Raw genomic sequence first — 18,222 nt, 5'->3', positions numbered from 1 at the left:
CCCGACCTTCCACCGAGTGGCCGACAATGGACCCCGTGACCCCCGAAGACTTCGCCGCGCTCCTCACCCCCGAGGGCAGCGCCCTCCTCGACTCGCTCCGGGAGTACGACCCCGCCCAGGAGCTCGCCGTAGCCACCCGGCTGCGCCGCGAGCACCCCGCCCCGCTGGTCTCCGCCGCCCTCGGGCAGGCCCGGCTGCGGCAGCGCGCGGTGGCGAAGTTCGGGGCCGAGGACGCCCACCGGATGTACTTCACCCCCGGCGGCGGCGAGATGGCCACCCGCGCGTCGGTGGCCTCGTACCGCGCCGAGCGGCTCGCGGCCCTGGGCGTACGGAGCCTCGCGGACCTGTGCTGCGGCATCGGCGGCGACGCCCTCGCCCTGGCCCGCCTCGGCATCCGCGTACTGGCGGTGGACCACGACCCGCTGACCGTCGCCGTCGCGCGCGCCAACGCCGAGGCGCTGGGACTGGCCGACCTGATCGAGGTCCGGGAGGCGGACGTCACGGAGGTCGACACCGCGGGCTACGACGCCGTCTTCATCGACCCGGCCCGGCGGGGCGGGCGCGGCCGGATCTTCGACCCGGAGTCCTACTCCCCGCCGCTGTCCTGGGCGATCGCCACCGCCCGCGCCGCCGAGTTCGCCGCCATCAAGATCGCGCCCGGGATCCCCCACGAGGCGGTCCCCGCCGAGGCGGCGGCCGAGTGGATCTCCGACCAGGGGGACGTGAAGGAGGCCGTCCTGTGGTTCGGGACCGCCCCCGGCGAGATCCGCGCGACCCTGCTGCCCGGCCCGCGCGCGCTGGTGACCGCCGATCCGCTGCCCGACCCGGAGGCCGGTCCGGTCGGCCGCTACCTCTACGAGCCCGACGGGGCCGTGATCCGGGCCCACCTCGTCGCCGAGGTCGCGGAGCAGCTGGGCGGCCGGCTGATCGACCCGACGATCGCGTACATCACCGCCGACGAGCTGCACGAGACCCCGTACGCGACCTCGTACGAGATCACCGACGTGCTGCCCTTCGGCCTCAAGAAGCTCAAGGCGCTGCTGCGCGAGCGCGGGGTCGGCATCCTGACGGTGAAGAAGCGCGGCTCGGCGATCGAGCCGGAGGAGCTGCGCAGGAAGGTGAAGCCGCAGGGGCCGAACTCCGCGACGGTGTTCCTGACCCGGGTCGCGGGGGCGCCCTCGATGCTGATCGGCTCGCCGACGGCCAGGCCCTGACGGGGCTCTAGGTCGTCGGGCGGGTGGGGCCGCCGAAGGCCCGTACCGCCCACCGGTAGTGCGCGCCGGCCTTGCCGAGGCCCAGCAGGCCGGTGATCCACAGGATCATGCCGAGGCCCATCATGTACGCGACCTCGCCGTAGGTGTCCGCGCCCGGCCGGGCCGTCACCGCGGTCCCGAAGGTCACATAGAGCCCGAGCGCGCCCAGCAGGAACGAGGTCAGCAGCCAGGTCAGGCTGCGCCCCGGGGCGCGCACCTCGGCGTCGGCGGCCGGGTCCCGGCCCAGCTCCGCCCACGCGGACATCAGCCGGCGGATCTGGCGGTCCTGCTTGGCGCCCCAGGCGAACCAGAACCCGGCCGGTATCAGCACGCCCACGCCGAGCACGGCGAAGATGAGGCCGAAGAGGTACGAGAACAGGTCGTGGGTCTCGAAGGCCATCAGGGCCATGCCGACGAAGGTCCAGCCGAGGGCGAAGACCGCCGAGACGGCCCACAGCAGCAGCAGCCTCCCGAAGCCGAGGCTGCGCCGCCCGAGTTCGCTCAGGAAACGGGCACGGTCGGCCCGTACGGCATTCTCGTCCAGCCAGGCGCGCAGGTGCGCGGGAGGGGGCGGCGGCGGCAGGTCACGGCGGGGCATGCACATGACCATAGCCGCACGCAGGGCGGCTTCCGCCGAGCCCCTGCCCGGAGGCTCAGCCTCCGGGTCCCTCGACGGCCTCCACCGATTCGAAGCGCCAGCGGTGGACCGCCCGGGTGATCAAATCGGCGTCGGGCTCGGGGAGTTCGGGCAGGTCCGCACCGACCCCCTCGGGGGTCTCCCACCAGGTGATCACGAGCACCCGGTCCTGCGGGGCCCGGAACACCTCGCGCCGCACCGGCTCCTGGGCCAGCACCCGCGAACGGGCCCACTCCAGCAGCTCGTTGCCCCGCCCGGGCACGGACCGGGCCTCCCACATCAGCGCGACGGTGCTCACGAGTACAGGTTGTCCTTGCTCAGCTCGTGCACGTGGTCGTGGCTGTGGCTGTGGCTGTGGCCGTGGTCGTGGCTGTGCCCGTCCCCGCTTCCGTCCCCGTCTTCGTGGGAATGGCCGGAAGAACGGCCGGGAACGTGCGGGTCCGTCACCGGAAGCGAGGAGTCCGCCGACAGGTCCCAGTCCGAGGCCGGCCTGTTCCGCTTGACCATCTCCGCGCCCAGCGCCGCCACCATCGCGCCGTTGTCCGTGCACAGCCCCGGCCGCGGCACCCGCAGGACGATCCCCGCGGCGTCGCAGCGCTCCTGGGCGAGCGAGCGCAGCCGGGAATTGGCCGCGACACCGCCGCCGATCATCAGGTGGTCCACGCCCTCGTCCTTGCACGCGCGGATCGCCTTGCGCGTCAGCACGTCCACCACGGCTTCCTGGAAGGAGGCCGCCACATCGCGCACCGGCACCTCCTCGCCCGCCTTGCGCTTCGCCTCGATCCAGCGGGCGACGGAGGTCTTGAGTCCGGAGAAGGAGAAGTCGTACGCCGCGTCGCGCGGCCCCGTCAGCCCGCGCGGGAAGTTGATCGCCTTCGGATCGCCCTCGCGCGCGAGGCGGTCGATGACCGGACCGCCGGGGAAGCCCAGCTGGAGCACGCGCGCGATCTTGTCGAAGGCCTCGCCGGCCGCGTCGTCGATGGTCGCGCCGAGCGGGCGCACGTCGGAGGTGATGTCGGGGGCCAGCAGCAGCGAGGAGTGCCCGCCGGAGACCAGCAGCGCCATCGTCGGCTCCGGCAGCGGCCCGTGCTCCAGCTGGTCGACGCAGATGTGCGAGGCCAGGTGGTTCACCCCGTACAGCGGCTTGCCCAGCGCGTACGCGTACGCCTTCGCGGCCGAGACGCCCACCAGCAGCGCCCCCGCGAGGCCGGGCCCGGCGGTGACGGCGATGCCGTCGAGGTCGCGGGCGCTGACCCCGGCCTCCTTCAGGGCGCGCTCGATGGTGGGGACCATGGCCTCCAGGTGCGCGCGGGAGGCCACCTCGGGCACGACCCCGCCGAAGCGGGCGTGCTCGTCGACGCTCGACGCGATGGCGTCCGCGAGGAGGGTGGTGCCCCGGACGATGCCGACGCCGGTCTCGTCGCAGGAGGTCTCGATGCCGAGGACGAGCGGTTCGTCAGCCATGGGTCGTCTCACCTTGTACGGGTCCGTCCGCGGGGACGGAGGTTGCGGGGTCGGAAAGGCGCATCACGAGCGCGTCGACGTTGCCGGGCTGGTAGTAGCCGCGCCGGAAGCCGATCGGCTCGAAGCCGAAGCGCGCGTACAGCTTCTGGGCCCGGGTGTTGTCCACCCGCACCTCCAGCAGCACCTCGGCGCACTCGAAATCGCTGGCGGCGCGCAGCAGGTCGGTCAGCAGCCGGGCGCCGAGCCCGGTGCCCCACTGGTCGCGGGCGGCGGCGATGGTCTGCACGTCGCCCAGGTCTCCGGCGGCGGCCAGCCCGGCGTAGCCGACGATGCGGCCGTCGTCGGCTTCGGCCACGACGTAGCGGCGGGTGGCACCGGGGCCGCGGGCGTGCGCGAGCTCGGACCAGAACATCCCGGCGGACCAGGCGTCCTCGGGGAACAGCTCGTGCTCCAGCTCCAGCACGGGTTCGATGTCCCACCAGCGCATTTCGCGCAGTACGGCGGTGGTGGCGGTCACTTGGGGGTGACCACCTTGTAGTTCTTGGGCACCTGGGCGTCGGGGCGGCGCAGGTAGAGCGGGGTCGCGGGCAGGAACTCTTCCCCCGCCGCGAGGCGTTCCACCGCCAGGGCCGCCAGCGCGGCGGCGCTCTGGTGCTCCGGGGCGCGGGCGTCGGTGAAGACCTCCGGGTAGAGCTGCGCGCCCTGCCCGACGGCGGGCAGTCCGGCGACCCGCTCGGCGATGTCGGCCGGCCGGTCCACCGCGGGCTCGCCGACCCGGGTGCGCGGGTCCTCGTACCGGGCCCAGTAGACCTCCTTGCGCCGCGCGTCGGTGGCCACGGTGAAGGGGCCCTCGATCCCGGCGGCGCCGGCCGCGTAGGCCAGGCCGTCGAGGGTGCACAGCCCGTGCACGGGCACGCCGAGGACGGCGGCGAAGGTGGAGGCGGTGACGAGTCCGACCCGCAGCCCGGTGTAGGGGCCGGGGCCGACGCCGACGACGATGCCGGTGACGGCTTCGAGCTTGACCCCCGCCTCGGCGAGGACCTTGTCGACGGAGGGCAGCAGGAGCTCCCCGTGGCGGCGGGCGTCGACCTGGTTCGACTCGGCGAGGACGGACTCGCCGTCGTGCAGGGCGACGGTGACGGCGGGCGTGGCGGTATCTACAGCGAGCAAGAGCACGCGAACAGCCTACGACTCCGGGGCCCCGGGCCCTTGCGGCCGGTCTGGGAGCAGCCCGGCTGCTACCTTCGACCCAGGTGTCACCGATCAAGGTGTCGGGACGCCCCAGACCATGCGGAGAGGTGGACCAAGGTGGCACGCAGCAGCTCGGGAATCGTGGCCGGGCTCACCGTCGCGGCACTCGCCGCGGTCGGCTTCCTCGGCTACCAGGCCTCCGCCACCGCCCCCGCGCACCCGCAGAAGGCCGTCGCGCAGAGCCCCTCGCCCGCCCCGAGCCCTTCCGGCGCCGCGAAGGCGGACCCGGCCAAGCCGGTGGCCGTCCCGGCGGGCTCCGGTACCGGGATGCGCGTCGTGTACTCGATCGGCGCGAAGCGCGTGTGGCTGGTGGACGCCGCCGGCCAGGAGCCGAAGTCGTTCACGGTGATGCCGAGCACGGTCCATCCGGCGCCGGGCAGCTACACGGTCGGCAACCGCACGGGCACGGTGACGGGCTCGGACGGGGTGCCGATCGAGCACGTGGTCCGGTTCGCGAGCACGCAGGGCATCACGGTCGGTTTCAGCGCCCGCGTGGACAACACGCTCCCGGAGCCCGATCCGGGCAAGAAGACCGGCGGGGTCCGCATGACGCGCGCGGACGGCGACGCGATGTGGGCCTTCGCGACGATCGGCACCAAGGTCGTCGTCGTCTCCTGACGTTCGCCCGAACGGGGGACGCGCCCAGGCCCCTTCCCGGGCCTCCCCCGCCCTTCAGGCCGCTTCGGACTCCGCAGCGGCCTGTTCGCCTTCACCGGCCTCTTCGGCCTCTTCCCGTGCGGCTTGCGCCCCTACGGCCGCCTCCGCGGCGGGATCCGGATCGCCGCCGCTCTCGCGGGCGGGCGGTGTCGACACGGCGCTGGCGGCGACGCCGGCGGCGAGCAGCGCCCCCATGGACACGCCGGACGGGCGGGGCGGCCGCGCTCCCGGTGCCGCCGCTCCCGGTGGTGCTGCTCCTGCTGCCGACATGGCTGCCTCCTGGCCGGGGCCAGCCTGTACTTAGGTACGCCTAACCAGCCCTCGCTACCATGTGACCACGTGCCGTGGCGCGCGCGCAATATCTTGCCGACGAGTTGTCGGTACGTTAACCGCGAACTTTCATTCCGAGAGGACGCCCGCGAGGGTCTCCAGACCCGCGCCGGCCGACCAGCGCCCGCCGATCCCGCGCACGGTGACCTCCCGGACGTCGTCCAGGACCTCCTCGTGCCCCACCGCCCGCCGGATCACCACGTGCAGCCGGTCGTCGGACAGCTCCTCGACCTTGCCGTCGCCCCATTCCACGACGACCACGGACTCGGGCAGCGAGACGTCGAGGTCCAGGTCCTCCATCTCGTCGAGCCCGCCGCCGAGCCGGTACGCGTCCACGTGCACCAGTGCCGGGCCGCCGGTCAGCGACGGGTGGACCCGCGCGATCACGAAGGTCGGCGAGGTCACCGCCCCGCGTACGCCGAGGCCTTCGCCGAGTCCGCGGGTCAAGGTGGTCTTGCCGGCGCCGAGTTCCCCGGTCAGCAGGACGAGGTCGCCGGGGCGGAGCAGACCGGCGATCCGGCGGCCGAGGTCCTGCATGGCGTCGGGCGAGCCGACGGTGATGTGCGCTTCGGCTCCCGCTTCAGGAACCGCTGCCTGCGGTACTTCTTCCATGACCGGAAACGTTAGCCGGTGCGGGCACCACCGCGGTGCGCGCCAGCAGCCCGGTGAGCAGCCGGGTCACGGTGTCCGGGTGTTCCAGCATCATCAGGTGCCCGGCGGACTCCAGGACGACCAGCTCCGCGGAGGGCAGCGCGTCCTTGATGATCTGACTGTGCCCGGGCGGGGTGACCATGTCGCTGTCCCCGGCGATGACGGTGACGGGGATGTCGGCGAACCGCTGGAGCGCGGCGGTCTTGTCGTGCGTCTGGAAGGCCGGGTAGAACTCGGCGACCACGTCGATGGGGGTGCCCTCGATGAGCCGCTCGGCGAAGCGGGCCACGCCCGGGTCCACGTCGGGCGAGGCGAAGGAGTACATCTTGACCATGCCGGCGAACAGGTCGGCGGTGGCCCGGCGGCCCTTCTCCACCAGCTCCACCTGGGAGCCGAGCGCCTTGAGCACCCCGGGCAGCAGGCGGCGTACCGCCCCGAAGCCCACGGAGGGCAGCCCGTACGTCACCTCGTGCAGGCGGCCGCTGGAGGTGCCGACGAAGGCCACCCCGGCCACCCGCTCGCGGACGAGCTCGGGGAACTGCTCCGCGAGTCCCATGATGGTCATGCCGCCCATCGAGTGACCGACCAGGATCAGCGGGCCCTCGGGGGCGGCCGCGTCGATGACGGCCTTCAGGTCGCGGCCGAGCTGCTCGATGGTCACCGGCTCGCCCTCGGCCTGGGCCAGCCCGCGGCCGCTGCGGCCGTGGCTGCGCTGGTCCCAGTACACGGCGCGGACCTGACCGCGCAGGGCCGCGCGCTGGAAGTGCCAGGAGTCCTGCGCGAGGCAGTAGCCGTGGCAGAAGACCACGGTCGGCGGGGCCGGGGCCTTGCGGCGCAGCCGGCGCCGCTTGCCCTCTTCGGGCAGTTCGTCGATCTCGTAGTAGAGCGGGGTGCCGTCCTCGGCCCACGCCTGGCCGGGGGCGCCGCGCAGGGAGCCGTAGTCCCCGGTGGCGTCGAGGGCGAGGCGCGCCTTCATGCGCATGCCCCGCCCGACGGTGATCCGTTCGACCGCGACTCCGGCGGCCGCGCCCGCGGCTATCACGCCGATGGCCGCTCCGGCCCAGCCGGCCTTGCGCCAGTTCTCGCTCACGCCGCCGCCCTCACTCAGCCGTTGCGGTACTTCCGTCGCGGTACACCCGGGGAACCCTGACCCCGATACGTGTGACGATCTCATACGCGATCGTGTGCGCCGCTTGAGCCCAGTCCTCGGCGGTGGGCTCGCCGCGTTCGCCGTCGCCGAAGATGACCACCTCGTCGCCGGGCAGGACCCGGTCCTCGGGGCCGATGTCCACGACGAACTGGTCCATGGCCACGCGTCCGGCGGCGTGCCGCGTCCGGCCCCCGAGGAGGACGGGGCCGCGGCCCGAGGCGTGCCGCGGGATGCCGTCGGCGTAGCCGGCCGGGATGAGCGCGAGCCGGGTCTCGTCCTCGGTCACGTAGTGGTGCCCGTAACTGACCCCGTGTCCGGCGGGGACCTCCTTGACCAGGGCCACGAAGGCCTTCAGGGCCATGGCGGGGCGCAGCCCGAGCTGGGCGGGGGTGCCGAGTTCGGGGGCCGGGGAGACCCCGTACACGGCGAGGCCGCACCGGACGAGGTCGAAGTGGCTCTCGGGCAGGGTCAGGGTGGCGGGCGAGTTGGCGATGTGCCGGACCTCGGGCTCGATGCCCTCCTTCTCGGCGTACGCGAGCATGTCGCGGAAGGCGGTGAGCTGGAGCGCGATGGAGGGGTGTCCGGGCTCGTCGGCGCAGGCGAAGTGGGACCACAGCCCGGTGACGTGGACGGTGCCCTCGGCCTGGGCGGCGACGGCCGCACCGACGAGCTCGGCCCAGTCGGCGGGCTGGCAGCCGTTGCGGCCGAGGCCGGTGTCGGCCTTGAGCTGGATCCGGGCCGTGCGCCCGGCGGCGCGGGCGGCCGCGCGCACTTCCTCCAGGGCCCACATCCCGCTGACGGCGACGTCCACGTCGGCCTCGATGGCTTGCCGCCACGGCCCGCCGGGGGTCCACAGCCAGCACAGGATCCGCCCGCCGACCCCGGCGGCGCGCAGCGCGAGCGCCTCTTCGGGGGTGGCGGTCCCGAGCCAGGTCGCACCGGCTTCGAGGGCCGCCCGGGCGCAGGGCACGGCGCCGTGCCCGTAGGCGTCGGACTTGACTACGGCCATCACCTCGGCCCGGGGCGCCCGCTCGCGCAACGCGCGCACGTTCGCCCGTACGGCGTCAAGATCGATCTCGGCGTACACGCGCGTGGGTGTCTCGTTCATCCCCCACAGTCTCTCAGAGGCCGACCGTCGCGCTCGTCTGCGGCTCCACATCCGGCTCCACCTCCGGCTACGGCTCCACGCGCGGCCGCGGTGCGCCGGGGCACCGGTGGCCCGGCGGGCGGCTCACCCGGCTGCTCAGCCAGCGGCTCAGCGGCTCACCCGGCCGCTCAGCCGGCGGCCACCTCGCGCCAGGCGGCGGGCAGGGCGGCGGCGATGTCGTGGGCCAGCAGCGGGCCGCCGTCCGAGGCGATGCGGCCCGCGAGACCGTGCAGGTACGCCGCCACCGACGCCGCGTCGGCCCCGGACAGCCCGGCCGCCAGCAGCGACCCCGCCAGGCCCGACAGCACGTCACCGCTCCCGGCCGTCGCCAGCCACGCCGTGCCCGTCGGGTTCACCCGTACCGTCCGCGCGTCCCCGGAGCACACCAGCGTCGTCGACCCCTTCAGGAGCGCCGTCGCCCCGTACCGCCCGGCCAGCTCCCGCACGGCCGCCAGCCGGCCCGCCTCCACCACCTCCCGGGCGACCCCGAGCAGCGCCGCCGCCTCCCCCGCGTGCGGGGTCAGCACCGTCTCGGCCTGCCTCGCCCGCAGCGCCCCGGGGTCCAGCCCGCGCAGCCCGTCCGCGTCCACCAGGACCGGCACGGGCTGCGCCAGCGCCTGGGCGACGGCCGGGTCCTCGCCCTCGCCCAGCCCCGGACCGACCACCCAGGACTGGACCCGGCCGGGCCCGATCAGCGTCTCGGGGTAGCGGGCGAGCACGGCGTCCGCCACCGCCGGGGGTCCCACGTACCGCACCGCGCCCGCGCCGCCCCGCAGGGCCCCCGCCACGGCGAGCACCGCCGCACCCGGGTACCGGGCGGACCCGGCGATGATCCCGACCACGCCCCGCCGGTACTTGTCGCTGGTCCGCGCGGGCACCGGCAGCAGCCGGGCCACCTCCGCGTGGAGCGGAGCCTGTGCGTCGGGCGGCTCCGGGAAGGACAGCCCGATGTCCACCAGGTGCACCACCCCGGCCCGGGTGGCCCCCGGGTCGATGAGCAGTCCCGGCTTGTGGGCCCCGAAGGTCACGGTGACATCCGCCCGTACGGCCGCCCCCGCCACCTCCCCGGTGTCCGCGTCCACCCCGCTCGGCAGGTCCACGGCCACCACCGGCGCGCCCGCCGGGATCCGCTCCACCAGCGCGGCCGCCGCCGGCCGCAGCCCGCCGCGCCCGCCGATGCCGACCAGCCCGTCGAGGACCAGGTCCGCCCGGTGCGGCACCTCCTCGGCGAGGCGGCCTCCCGCGGCCCGCAGCGCGGCCAGGCCGCCCGCGTGCACCCGCGCCGGATCCATCGCCACCGCCGTCACCCCGGCGCCGCGCCGGGCCAGGCGGGCGCCCGCGTACAGGGCGTCGCCGCCGTTGTCCCCGGGGCCGACCAGCAGGACGACCCGGGACCCGTACACCCGGGGCAGCAGCCGGGCGCAGACGGCGGCCAGTCCCGCCGCCGCCCGCTGCATCAGGGCGCCCTCGGGCAGCCGGGCCATCAGCTCGCGCTCGGCGGCCCGTACGGTCTCCACGCTGTAAGCAGTACGCATGGCACCACCCTGCCCGCTATCCCTCGGCGATCACCACCGCGGAGGCGATGCCCGCGTCGTGGCTGAGGGATATGTGCCAGGACTTCACGCCCAGCTCCGCGGCCCGCGCCTGGACCGTCCCGGACACCCGCAGCCGGGGCTGCCCGCTGTCCTCGACGTACACCTCGGCGTCGGTCCACAGCAGCCCGGCGGGCGCGCCGAGGGCCTTGGCCAGTGCTTCCTTGGCCGCGAACCGGGCGGCGAGCGAGGCGGTTCCGCGCCGTTCGCCGCCCGGCAGGGTCAACTCGGCATCGAGGAAGAGGCGTTGCGCCAGGCTCGGCGTCCGTTCCAGTGCCACGCCGAACCGCTCGACCTCGGCAACGTCAATCCCCACACCGATAATCACAACGCACCCCTACGAAGCCATTTATTCGACGGTCACCGCTGCGCCCCATTGTCGGCGACCTGCTCCGTTCGCTGCGCTCACTCCACAGTCACCGACTTCGCGAGGTTACGCGGCTGGTCCACCTCATTGCCCCGCGCGGTCGCCAACTCGCACGCGAAGACCTGCAACGGCACGGTCGCCACCAGCGGCTGGAGCAGCGTCGGAGTGGCCGGAATGCGGATCAGGTGGTCGGCGTACGGGACGACCGCCTCGTCGCCCTCCTCCGCGATCACGATGGTCCGCGCCCCGCGCGCCCGGATCTCCTGGATGTTCGACACGATCTTGTCGTGCAGCACCGAACGCCCGCGCGGCGACGGTACGACCACCACCACCGGCAGGTCCTTCTCGATCAGCGCGATCGGCCCGTGCTTGAGCTCGCCGGCCGCGAAGCCCTCGGCGTGCATGTACGCGAGCTCCTTGAGCTTGAGCGCACCCTCCAGCGCCACCGGGTAGCCGACGTGCCGGCCCAGGAAGAGCACCGTGTTCTTGTCGGCCAGGGAGCGCGCGAGCTCCCGTACCGGCTCCATCGTCTCCAGTACGGTGTCCACCGCCGCGGCGATGTCCGACAGCTCCCGGATCACCGCCCGGATCTCGTCGCCCCACTTCGTACCCCGCACCTGCCCGAGGTACAGGGCGACCAGGTAGCAGGCCACCAGCTGCGTCAGGAACGCCTTGGTCGAGGCGACGGCCACCTCGGGTCCGGCGTGCGTGTACAGCACGGCGTCCGACTCGCGCGGGATGGTCGAGCCGTTCGTATTGCAGACGGCCAGCACCTTGGCACCCTGCTCGCGCGCGTGCCGCAGCGCCATGAGGGTGTCCATGGTCTCGCCCGACTGCGAGATCGCGATCACCAGCGTCCGCTGGTCCAGGATCGGGTCGCGGTAGCGGAACTCGCTGGCCAGCTCCGTCTCGCACGGGATGCGGGTCCAGTGCTCGATGGCCAGCTTCGCGATCATGCCCGCGTGGTACGCCGTACCGCACGCCACGATCACGACCTTGTCGACCTCGCGCAGCACCGAATCCGGGATGCGCACCTCGTCGAGGGTCAGCAGTCCGCTCGCGTCGATCCTGCCCAGGAGGGTGTCGGCGACAGCCTTCGGCTGCTCGGCGATCTCCTTGAGCATGAAGTAGTCATAACCCCCCTTCTCGGCCGCCGAGGCGTCCCAGTCCACGTGGTACGCCCGCACGTTCGCGGCCGAACCGTCGAAGTTGGTCACCGTGACACCGTCGCGGCGGAGCTCGACGACCTGGTCCTGCCCCAGCTCGATCGCGGACCGCGTGTGGGCGATGAACGCGGCCACGTCCGAGGCGAGGAAGTTCTCACCCTCTCCAACGCCCACGACCAGGGGCGAGTTCCGGCGCGCGCCGACCACCACGTCCGCGTCGTCGGCGTGCACGGCGACCAGGGTGAAGGCCCCCTCCAGCAGCCGGCACACCTGCCGCATCGCCTCCGCGAGGTCCCCGGAGTCCTCGAACCGCTCCGCCAGCAGGTGCGCCACGACCTCGGTGTCCGTCTCGGACTCCAGCCGGTGCCCGCGCCCGGCCAGCTCGGCCCGCAGCGCGGCGAAGTTCTCGATGATCCCGTTGTGCACGACGGCCACGCGCCCCGAATTGTCGAGGTGCGGGTGGGCGTTGACGTCGGTGGGCCCGCCATGGGTCGCCCACCGGGTGTGTCCCAGCCCCGTGGAACCGGCCGGCATCGGGTGCCCGACCAGTTCCTTCTCCAGATTGACCAGCTTGCCGGCCTTCTTGACCGAAGCGAGAGCGCCGTCCGCGAGCACGGCGACACCCGCCGAGTCGTAGCCGCGGTACTCCAGCCGCTTGAGTCCGGCAATGACCACATCGAGCGCCGACTGCGCTCCCACGTAACCCACGATTCCGCACATAAGCCGCAGGGTACGCCGTAGTTGGCTCCCCGCCCGGTACCTGAACAAGACGAAAACCCCGCCCCGGCGAATGTGCCGGAGCGGGGTTGACGCATGCGTGGCCGAGCATGCGGGACCTAAGGTCAGCCGAGCTTCTTGACCTGCGCCGCGACGACGGCCGTCGGCTGCTCGGCGGTGCCGGCGAGGCTGACGGCGGAGAAGGTGGCGAGGGTGTTGCCCTTGCGCACGACCACGAGCTGCGTCGTGAACGCCTCGCCGTCCGCGTCACCCGCGATGGTGTAGGCGATCGCCTCGTCGCCGGCGGTGACCGGGGCGGCCGGGGCGACCTTGGTGACCTTGCCGGCTTCGCCCGCCTGGGTGGCCGTGTAGCCGGAGGCGCACGGCGTGCCCGCGCTCTTGAGCGAGGCGAAGGCATCCTCCGCGCCCTTGCCCTCGTACGACTGCAGGGTGACGGCGGTGGCGGTCGCGCCGAGGGCGTCCATACCGGCCTTCAGCTTCTCCTCCGGGCTCGCGTCCGCGGCCGGAGCCTTGCCCTTGGCGACGACCTTGACCCGCGCGGTGCCGGAGGAGGAACCGATCGCCGTCATGGACTGCGCCTTGACCAGCGGGAGGCATGCGGGCTTGTCGCTGGTGGCCCCGGCGCCCGCCTTGGCCTCCTCGGGCGTGGCGGCCTTGAAGACGTAGTCGGGCAGATCGGCCTGGACCAGGAGGACACCGCCGAGCTCGGCGTCCGTCTTGCCCTTGACGGCCGGGGCCGCCGGAGCGGAGGCGGACGGCTTCGTGTCGTCCTTCTTGGCGTCGGCCTTCTCCGTGCCGCCGCACGCGGTGGCGAGCAGCGCCAGGGACACGGCCGAGGCGGACAGGACGGTACGGCGGACGAGAGTGCTGCGCATGTGTGGTTCCCCCCACGGGAATGGTCTGCGGAAACGGGCAGCGCGCCGCGGCGCCCCCGGAACGGGGCGGCGGTACGAGCTGCGGTGCTCAACACCGTACGTGACCGGATGCCCCGCGCCAGCATTGATTTGCGCGCCCCGCCCATCGTGATCCCACTGAGACCGCACAGTGCCCCAATCCGGACCGCCCCCGGTACAACCCGCCCACCCCGGGCCATAAGGCCCGGCGGCACGTGACCGACCACACCACCCACAACCGCCCCCGAGCCCCGACAATGGCCCTGTGATCACTTCGCCGCCACGAAGCACGCCGGACGAAAGCGCAACGGAGCGCCCCGTCGGATCGGAGCACCCCGCGCACCCCGAGCCTGCCGCGCACCCCACGCGCCGCCGGGGCCACGAGGCCTCCCCCTACGTGGACCTCACCCGCGCGGAGTGGAGCGCCCTGCGCGAGCGGACCCCGCTGCCGCTGACGGCCGGCGAGGTCGAGCGGCTGCGCGGGCTCGGCGACGTCATCGACCTCGACGAGGTCCGCGACGTGTACCTGCCGCTCTCCCGGCTGCTGAACCTGTACGTGGGGGCCACCAGCAACCTCCGCGGCACCCTCAACACCTTCCTCGGCGACGCCGGCAACGGCCAGGGCGCGCAGCAGGGCACCCCCTTCGTCATAGGGGTCGCCGGCTCCGTGGCCGTCGGCAAGTCCACCGTGGCCCGCCTCCTCCAGGCCCTGCTCGCCCGCTGGCCCGAGCACCCGCGCGTGGAGCTGGTGACCACGGACGGCTTCCTGTACCCGATGAAGGAGCTCCAGCGGCGCGGGCTGACCGCCCGCAAGGGGTTCCCGGAGTCCTACGACCGCCGCGCGCTGACCCGCTTCGTCGCCGACATCAAGGCCGGCAAGGACGAGGTCACCGCCCCGGTCTACTCGCACCTGATCTACGACATCGTCCCCGGCGAGCAGCTCGTCGTGCGCCGCCCCGACATCCTGATCGTCGAGGGGCTCAACGTCCTCCAGCCGGCGCTGCCCGGCAACGACGGCCGCACCAGGGTCGCGCTCGCCGACTACTTCGACTTCAGCGTGTACGTGGACGCCCGCCCCGAGGACATCGAGCGCTGGTACCTCAACCGGTTCCGCAAGCTGCGCGAGACGGCGTTCCAGAACCCCTTCTCCTACTTCCGCAAGTACACCCAGGTCTCCGAGGAGGAGGCGCTGGAGTACGCGCAGACGATGTGGCGGACCATCAACAAGCCCAACCTGCTGGAGAACGTGGCCCCGACCCGCGGCCGCGCCACCCTCGTCGTGCGCAAGGGCCCGGACCACAAGGTGCAGAAGCTGAGTCTGCGCAAGCTCTGACGGCGCCTCGCGGGCTACTGTGCGGCCATGCTGCATCTACGGATGATCATCCCGCCCGACCGCACGGACGCGGTGGTCCGGATCATCGAGGGGACGGTCGGCACCACCCATCTGGCGGTGCTGCCGGGCGCGGCCCGCATTCCCGCGGGCGACATCGTGCTGTGCGACGTGGCCCGCGAGGCGGGCGACGAGCTCCTGCACGAGCTGCGCATGCTCTCCATCGACAAGGACGGCTCGATCGCGGTCGAGAACATCGACCTCTCCCTCTCGGAGCGGGCCGACCGGGCCGAGGAGGAGGCCCCGGGCGAGGCCGCCGACGCCGTCCTGTGGGAGCAGCTGACCGGGGCGACGCACGAGGAGTCCACCCTCTCCATCACCTACGCCGCCTTCATGATCGTCGCGACGATGATCGCGGCCTGCGGTGTGGTCCTCGACAACGCCATCCTGATCGTGGGCGCGATGGCGGTCGGCCCCGAGTTCGGCCCGCTCGCGGGCGTCTGCACGGGCCTGGTGCAGCGCGCCCCGAGGCTGGCCGCCCGTTCCCTGGTCGCCCTGCTGGTGGGCTTCGCCGCCGCGATGGTCGCGACCACCGTCTTCAGCCTGGTGATGGACGCCCTCGGCCTGTTCCACGCGGGAATGCTGGACAAGCCCCGTCCCAACACCAGCTTCATCTGGCAGCCGGACCCGTTCTCCTTCGTCGTGGCCCTGCTCGCCGGCGTGGCCGGGGTGCTCTCGCTGACCTCGGCGAAGTCCGGGGCGCTGGTCGGCGTCGCGATCTCGGTGACCACCGTCCCGGCCGGCGCCAACGCGGCCGTGGCGCTCAGCTACGGGGAGTTCGCCCAGATGTGGGGCTCGGCCGAGCAGCTGCTGCTGAACCTGTGCGGAATCATGCTGGCCGGCGTACTGACCCTGCTGGGCCAAAAACTCCTGTGGCGCACCCAGCGCGGCCACTGGCGCCGCCCGCAGCCCAAGGCCTGATCCCGGGCCCCCGAAGGGCCCCGGATACGGGACCGGCCCCGCGCTACGAGGCTTCGTAGCGCGGGGCCGGTTCCATGACAACCGTGCGGGGTCTAGCCGAGGGCCGACTTCACCGCGTCGGCCAGGCGGCCGGCGACGGAGCGGGCCTGCTCGATGTCGGCGGCCTCCACCATCACCCGGACGAGCGGCTCGGTGCCCGAGGGGCGCAGCAGTACGCGCCCGGTCGAGCCCAGCTCCCGCTCCGCGTCCGCGACGGCCGCGGCCAGCTCGGCCGAGGTCGTGACCCGGGACTTGTCCACGTCGGGGACGTTGATCAGGACCTGCGGAAGCCGGCTCATGACCCCGGCCAGCTCCGCGAGCGACTTGCCGGTGGCCGCGATCCGCGCCGCCAGCATCAGGCCGGTCAGGGTGCCGTCGCCGGTGGTGGCGTGGTCGAGGATGATCACGTGGCCGGACTGCTCGCCGCCCAGCGCGTACCCGTGCTCCTTCATCGACTCCAGGACGTACCGGTCGCCGACCCCGGTCTGCACGACCTGGATGCCCTCGGCCTCCATGGCCAGCTTGAAGCCCAGGTTCGACATCACGGTGCCGACCACGGTGTCCTCGCGCAGGTGCCCCGCCTCGCGCATGGCAAGCGCGAGCACGGCGAGGATCTGGTCGCCGTCGATCTCGGCGCCGTTCGCGTCCACGGCCAGGCAGCGGTCCGCGTCCCCGTCGTGCGCGATGCCCAGGTCGGCGCCGTGCTCGACGACGGCCTGCTTGAGCAGACCGAGGTGGGTGGAGCCGCAGCCGTCGTTGATGTTCAGGCCGTCGGGCTCGGCGCCAATCGTGACGATCTCGGCGCCGGCCCGGGTGAAGGCCTCCGGCGAGACGAAGGCGGCCGCGCCGTGCGCCTCGTCCAGGACCACCTTGAGGCCGTCGAGGCGGTTCGGGAGGACACCCATGAGGTGGGCGACGTACTTGTCGAAGCCCTCGGTGTAGTCGGAGACGCGGCCGACGCCGGAGCCGGTGGGCCGGTCCCACGGAGCGCCCGTGCGGTGGTCCTCGTAGACGGACTCGATCCGGTCCTCGAGCTCGTCGGCCAGCTTGTGCCCGCCGCGCGCGAAGAACTTGATGCCGTTGTCGGGCATGGCGTTGTGGCTGGCCGAGAGCATCACGCCGAGGTCGGCGCCCAGCGCACCGGTGAGATACGCCACCGCCGGGGTGGGCAGCACACCGACGCGCAGGACGTCCACGCCCGCGCTCGCGAGGCCGGCGACGACTGCGGCCTCCAGGAATTCACCGGAGGCACGGGGGTCCCGGCCCACTACGGCGGTGGCGCGGTGACCCGCGAAGGTGCCCGCCTCGGCCAGTACGTGTGCGGCCGCCACGGAGAGGCCGAGCGCCAGCTCGGCCGTCAGATCCGCGTTCGCGACGCCTCGTACACCGTCCGTCCCGAAGAGTCGTCCCACTGTTGTCCTCCCGAGTTCACACTGCGTTTGTGACCACTTGTGCCATGTATCTGCCGCTTGTGGCAGTAAACGAACCGCCCCGGCAGCACGGAGAGTGCTGCCGGGGCGGATTCGTTGCAGAACAGCAGGCGCAGATTAACGCTTGCTGTACTGCGGAGCCTTGCGGGCCTTCTTGAGACCGGCCTTCTTGCGCTCGACCGCACGGTCGTCGCGGGAAAGGAAGCCGGCCTTCTTCAGCGCCGGGCGGTTGTTGTCGACGTCGGCCTCGTTCAGCGCACGAGCGACACCGAGGCGCAGGGCACCGGCCTGACCGGAGACGCCGCCACCCGAGATGCGGGCGATGACGTCGTAGCGGCCGTCGAGCTCGAGGAGCTTGAAGGGCTCGTTGACTTCCTGCTGGTGCACCTTGTTGGGGAAGTAGTCCTCAAGGGTGCGGGCGTTGATCTTCCACTTGCCGGTGCCCGGAACGATCCGGACGCGGGCGATGGCGTTCTTGCGACGGCCCAGGCCGGCGGCCGGCTGGGGGTCGCCGAAGCGACCGGCAAGGGACTCCGAGGTGTAGTCGCCCTCGACTACGTCAGCGGACTCGGTGGTGTATTCCTCGACGTTGCCCTCGAACTCTTCTTCGATGACAGGGGTCTCGGCGGTGGTCTCGGCCACGATGCTCCTCAGAATTTTCTACGTCTTAGGGGGTGGCCGGAACTACTGCGCGACCTGGGTGATCTCGAACGCCACCGGCTGCTGCGCAGCGTGCGGGTGGTTCTCGCCCGAGTAGACCTTCAGCTTCGAGATCATCTGACGGCCCAGGGTGTTCTTGGGGAGCATGCCCTTGATGGCCTTCTCGACGGCCTTCTCCGGGTTGTTCGCCAGGAGGTCGTCGTAACGCACGGAGCGGAGACCACCCGGGTAACCGGAGTGGCGGTACGCCATCTTCTGGGTCGCCTTGTTGCCGGACAGGTGAACCTTGTCGGCGTTGACGATGATGACGAAGTCGCCCATGTCCATGTGGGGGGCGTAAGTCGGCTTGTGCTTGCCCCGCAGGAGGGCAGCGGCCTGGGTCGCCAGACGGCCGAGGACAACGTCCTGAGCGTCGATGACGAGCCACTGGCGCGAGATGTCGCCGGGCTTGGGGCTGAACGTACGCACGCGTATGCCTTCGCTTCT

At 72.8% G+C, this 18,222-nt stretch carries 20 protein-coding genes; 4 read left to right on the top strand and 16 right to left on the bottom strand.

Features of this window, described 5'->3' with window-relative positions:
- The first annotated feature begins 26 nt into the window (after positions 1 to 26).
- Positions 27 to 1,214 carry a class I SAM-dependent methyltransferase gene (locus OG490_RS22650; protein WP_330298104.1) on the top strand — a complete coding sequence of 396 codons (1,188 nt, stop codon included), beginning with the start codon at positions 27 to 29 and terminating at the stop codon, positions 1,212 to 1,214.
- A gap of 7 nt (positions 1,215 to 1,221) precedes the next feature.
- On the opposite strand, the gene OG490_RS22645 is transcribed toward OG490_RS22650, so the two are convergent.
- The 5 genes from OG490_RS22645 to tsaB are packed head-to-tail and all read right to left on the bottom strand — an operon-like array spanning position 1,222 to position 4,530.
- Positions 1,222 to 1,851 (bottom strand): hypothetical protein, encoded by a 630-nt coding sequence (locus tag OG490_RS22645; RefSeq protein WP_330298103.1) that lies wholly within the window; start codon positions 1,849 to 1,851, stop codon positions 1,222 to 1,224.
- A 55-nt stretch (positions 1,852 to 1,906) separates the two neighbouring features.
- Positions 1,907 to 2,170: a hypothetical protein gene (locus OG490_RS22640; protein ID WP_330301013.1), complete on the bottom strand. Its 264-nt coding sequence runs from the start codon at positions 2,168 to 2,170 to the stop codon at positions 1,907 to 1,909.
- A 14-nt stretch (positions 2,171 to 2,184) separates the two neighbouring features.
- Positions 2,185 to 3,354, bottom strand: coding sequence for a tRNA (adenosine(37)-N6)-threonylcarbamoyltransferase complex transferase subunit TsaD (gene tsaD, locus OG490_RS22635; RefSeq protein WP_330298102.1), 1,170 nt, complete (start codon positions 3,352 to 3,354; stop codon positions 2,185 to 2,187).
- Positions 3,347 to 3,841: a ribosomal protein S18-alanine N-acetyltransferase gene (rimI, locus tag OG490_RS22630; RefSeq protein WP_330301012.1), complete on the bottom strand. Its 495-nt coding sequence runs from the start codon at positions 3,839 to 3,841 to the stop codon at positions 3,347 to 3,349. Before rimI ends, tsaD begins: the two co-directional genes overlap by 8 nt.
- 26 nt (positions 3,842 to 3,867) lie before the next feature.
- Positions 3,868 to 4,530, bottom strand: a complete 663-nt coding sequence (gene tsaB, locus OG490_RS22625; RefSeq protein WP_330298101.1) for a tRNA (adenosine(37)-N6)-threonylcarbamoyltransferase complex dimerization subunit type 1 TsaB — start codon at positions 4,528 to 4,530, stop codon at positions 3,868 to 3,870.
- Positions 4,531 to 4,662: 132 nt separating this feature from the next.
- Here tsaB and OG490_RS22620 point away from each other — a divergent pair, with 132 nt between their 5' ends.
- Positions 4,663 to 5,223 (top strand): hypothetical protein, encoded by a 561-nt coding sequence (locus OG490_RS22620; RefSeq protein ID WP_330298100.1) that lies wholly within the window; start codon positions 4,663 to 4,665, stop codon positions 5,221 to 5,223.
- 54 nt (positions 5,224 to 5,277) lie between these two features.
- Here the strand turns inward: OG490_RS22620 and OG490_RS22615 are convergent, their stop codons facing one another.
- From OG490_RS22615 to OG490_RS22580, 8 genes are all read right to left on the bottom strand, one after another.
- Positions 5,278 to 5,532, bottom strand: a complete 255-nt coding sequence (locus tag OG490_RS22615) for a hypothetical protein (protein WP_330298099.1) — start codon at positions 5,530 to 5,532, stop codon at positions 5,278 to 5,280.
- A gap of 129 nt (positions 5,533 to 5,661) precedes the next feature.
- Positions 5,662 to 6,204, bottom strand: a complete 543-nt coding sequence (gene tsaE / locus OG490_RS22610; protein WP_330298098.1) for a tRNA (adenosine(37)-N6)-threonylcarbamoyltransferase complex ATPase subunit type 1 TsaE — start codon at positions 6,202 to 6,204, stop codon at positions 5,662 to 5,664.
- The gene (locus OG490_RS22605; RefSeq protein ID WP_330298097.1) at positions 6,173 to 7,333 is read right to left on the bottom strand and encodes an alpha/beta fold hydrolase; all 1,161 of its coding nucleotides are present in this window, start codon (positions 7,331 to 7,333) and stop codon (positions 6,173 to 6,175) included. Before OG490_RS22605 ends, tsaE begins: the two co-directional genes overlap by 32 nt.
- A 10-nt stretch (positions 7,334 to 7,343) precedes the next feature.
- Positions 7,344 to 8,501: an alanine racemase gene (alr, locus tag OG490_RS22600; protein WP_330298096.1), complete on the bottom strand. Its 1,158-nt coding sequence runs from the start codon at positions 8,499 to 8,501 to the stop codon at positions 7,344 to 7,346.
- A gap of 167 nt (positions 8,502 to 8,668) precedes the next feature.
- Positions 8,669 to 10,075, bottom strand: coding sequence for an NAD(P)H-hydrate dehydratase (locus OG490_RS22595; protein ID WP_330298095.1), 1,407 nt, complete (start codon positions 10,073 to 10,075; stop codon positions 8,669 to 8,671).
- Positions 10,076 to 10,091: 16 nt separating this feature from the next.
- Complete coding sequence (locus OG490_RS22590; protein WP_330298094.1) at positions 10,092 to 10,460, bottom strand: holo-ACP synthase; 369 nt, start codon at positions 10,458 to 10,460, stop codon at positions 10,092 to 10,094.
- Positions 10,461 to 10,537: 77 nt separating this feature from the next.
- Complete coding sequence (gene glmS, locus OG490_RS22585; protein ID WP_330298093.1) at positions 10,538 to 12,385, bottom strand: glutamine--fructose-6-phosphate transaminase (isomerizing); 1,848 nt, start codon at positions 12,383 to 12,385, stop codon at positions 10,538 to 10,540.
- A 122-nt stretch (positions 12,386 to 12,507) separates the two neighbouring features.
- Positions 12,508 to 13,278, bottom strand: coding sequence for a hypothetical protein (locus OG490_RS22580; protein WP_330298092.1), 771 nt, complete (start codon positions 13,276 to 13,278; stop codon positions 12,508 to 12,510).
- Positions 13,279 to 13,693: 415 nt separating this feature from the next.
- Between OG490_RS22580 and coaA the strand changes: the two genes are divergently transcribed.
- Together coaA and OG490_RS22570 are read left to right on the top strand one after the other, a co-directional pair.
- Positions 13,694 to 14,629 (top strand): type I pantothenate kinase, encoded by a 936-nt coding sequence (gene coaA, locus OG490_RS22575; RefSeq protein WP_330301011.1) that lies wholly within the window; start codon positions 13,694 to 13,696, stop codon positions 14,627 to 14,629.
- Between the two features lie 27 nt (positions 14,630 to 14,656).
- A complete protein-coding gene (locus tag OG490_RS22570; RefSeq protein ID WP_330298091.1) occupies positions 14,657 to 15,607 on the top strand; it encodes a DUF389 domain-containing protein in 951 nt (316 codons plus the stop codon).
- A 92-nt stretch (positions 15,608 to 15,699) separates the two neighbouring features.
- Here the strand turns inward: OG490_RS22570 and glmM are convergent, their stop codons facing one another.
- From glmM to rplM, 3 genes are all read right to left on the bottom strand, one after another.
- Complete coding sequence (glmM, locus tag OG490_RS22565) at positions 15,700 to 17,058, bottom strand: phosphoglucosamine mutase (protein ID WP_330298090.1); 1,359 nt, start codon at positions 17,056 to 17,058, stop codon at positions 15,700 to 15,702.
- 135 nt (positions 17,059 to 17,193) lie between these two features.
- Positions 17,194 to 17,718 (bottom strand): 30S ribosomal protein S9, encoded by a 525-nt coding sequence (gene rpsI, locus OG490_RS22560; RefSeq protein ID WP_330298089.1) that lies wholly within the window; start codon positions 17,716 to 17,718, stop codon positions 17,194 to 17,196.
- A gap of 42 nt (positions 17,719 to 17,760) precedes the next feature.
- Complete coding sequence (gene rplM, locus OG490_RS22555; RefSeq protein WP_330298088.1) at positions 17,761 to 18,204, bottom strand: 50S ribosomal protein L13; 444 nt, start codon at positions 18,202 to 18,204, stop codon at positions 17,761 to 17,763.
- Positions 18,205 to 18,222: the final 18 nt, after the last annotated feature.

The sequence above is a fragment of the Streptomyces sp. NBC_00503 genome, from assembly GCF_036346895.1.
In the GTDB taxonomy this organism is placed as follows: Bacteria; Actinomycetota; Actinomycetes; order Streptomycetales; family Streptomycetaceae; genus Streptomyces.
Note: the sequence above shows the minus strand (reverse complement) of the source record. Positions and strands in the feature narration are given on the sequence as shown.

What these genes read in the sequence shown, in the direction of transcription:
- OG490_RS22650 (WP_330298104.1), top strand. Translation starts at nt 27, where the DNA reads ATGGACCCCGTGACCCCCGAAGACTTCGCCGCGCTCCTCACCCCCGAG.
- OG490_RS22645 (WP_330298103.1), bottom strand. Translation starts at nt 1,851, where the DNA reads ATGCCCCGCCGTGACCTGCCGCCGCCGCCCCCTCCCGCGCACCTGCGC.
- OG490_RS22640 (WP_330301013.1), bottom strand. Translation starts at nt 2,170, where the DNA reads ATGTGGGAGGCCCGGTCCGTGCCCGGGCGGGGCAACGAGCTGCTGGAG.
- tsaD (WP_330298102.1), bottom strand. Translation starts at nt 3,354, where the DNA reads ATGGCTGACGAACCGCTCGTCCTCGGCATCGAGACCTCCTGCGACGAG.
- rimI (WP_330301012.1), bottom strand. Translation starts at nt 3,841, where the DNA reads ATGCGCTGGTGGGACATCGAACCCGTGCTGGAGCTGGAGCACGAGCTG.
- OG490_RS22615 (WP_330298099.1), bottom strand. Translation starts at nt 5,532, where the DNA reads ATGTCGGCAGCAGGAGCAGCACCACCGGGAGCGGCGGCACCGGGAGCG.
- tsaE (WP_330298098.1), bottom strand. Translation starts at nt 6,204, where the DNA reads ATGGAAGAAGTACCGCAGGCAGCGGTTCCTGAAGCGGGAGCCGAAGCG.
- alr (WP_330298096.1), bottom strand. Translation starts at nt 8,501, where the DNA reads ATGAACGAGACACCCACGCGCGTGTACGCCGAGATCGATCTTGACGCC.
- OG490_RS22595 (WP_330298095.1), bottom strand. Translation starts at nt 10,075, where the DNA reads ATGCGTACTGCTTACAGCGTGGAGACCGTACGGGCCGCCGAGCGCGAG.
- glmS (WP_330298093.1), bottom strand. Translation starts at nt 12,385, where the DNA reads ATGTGCGGAATCGTGGGTTACGTGGGAGCGCAGTCGGCGCTCGATGTG.
- OG490_RS22580 (WP_330298092.1), bottom strand. Translation starts at nt 13,278, where the DNA reads ATGCGCAGCACTCTCGTCCGCCGTACCGTCCTGTCCGCCTCGGCCGTG.
- OG490_RS22570 (WP_330298091.1), top strand. Translation starts at nt 14,657, where the DNA reads ATGCTGCATCTACGGATGATCATCCCGCCCGACCGCACGGACGCGGTG.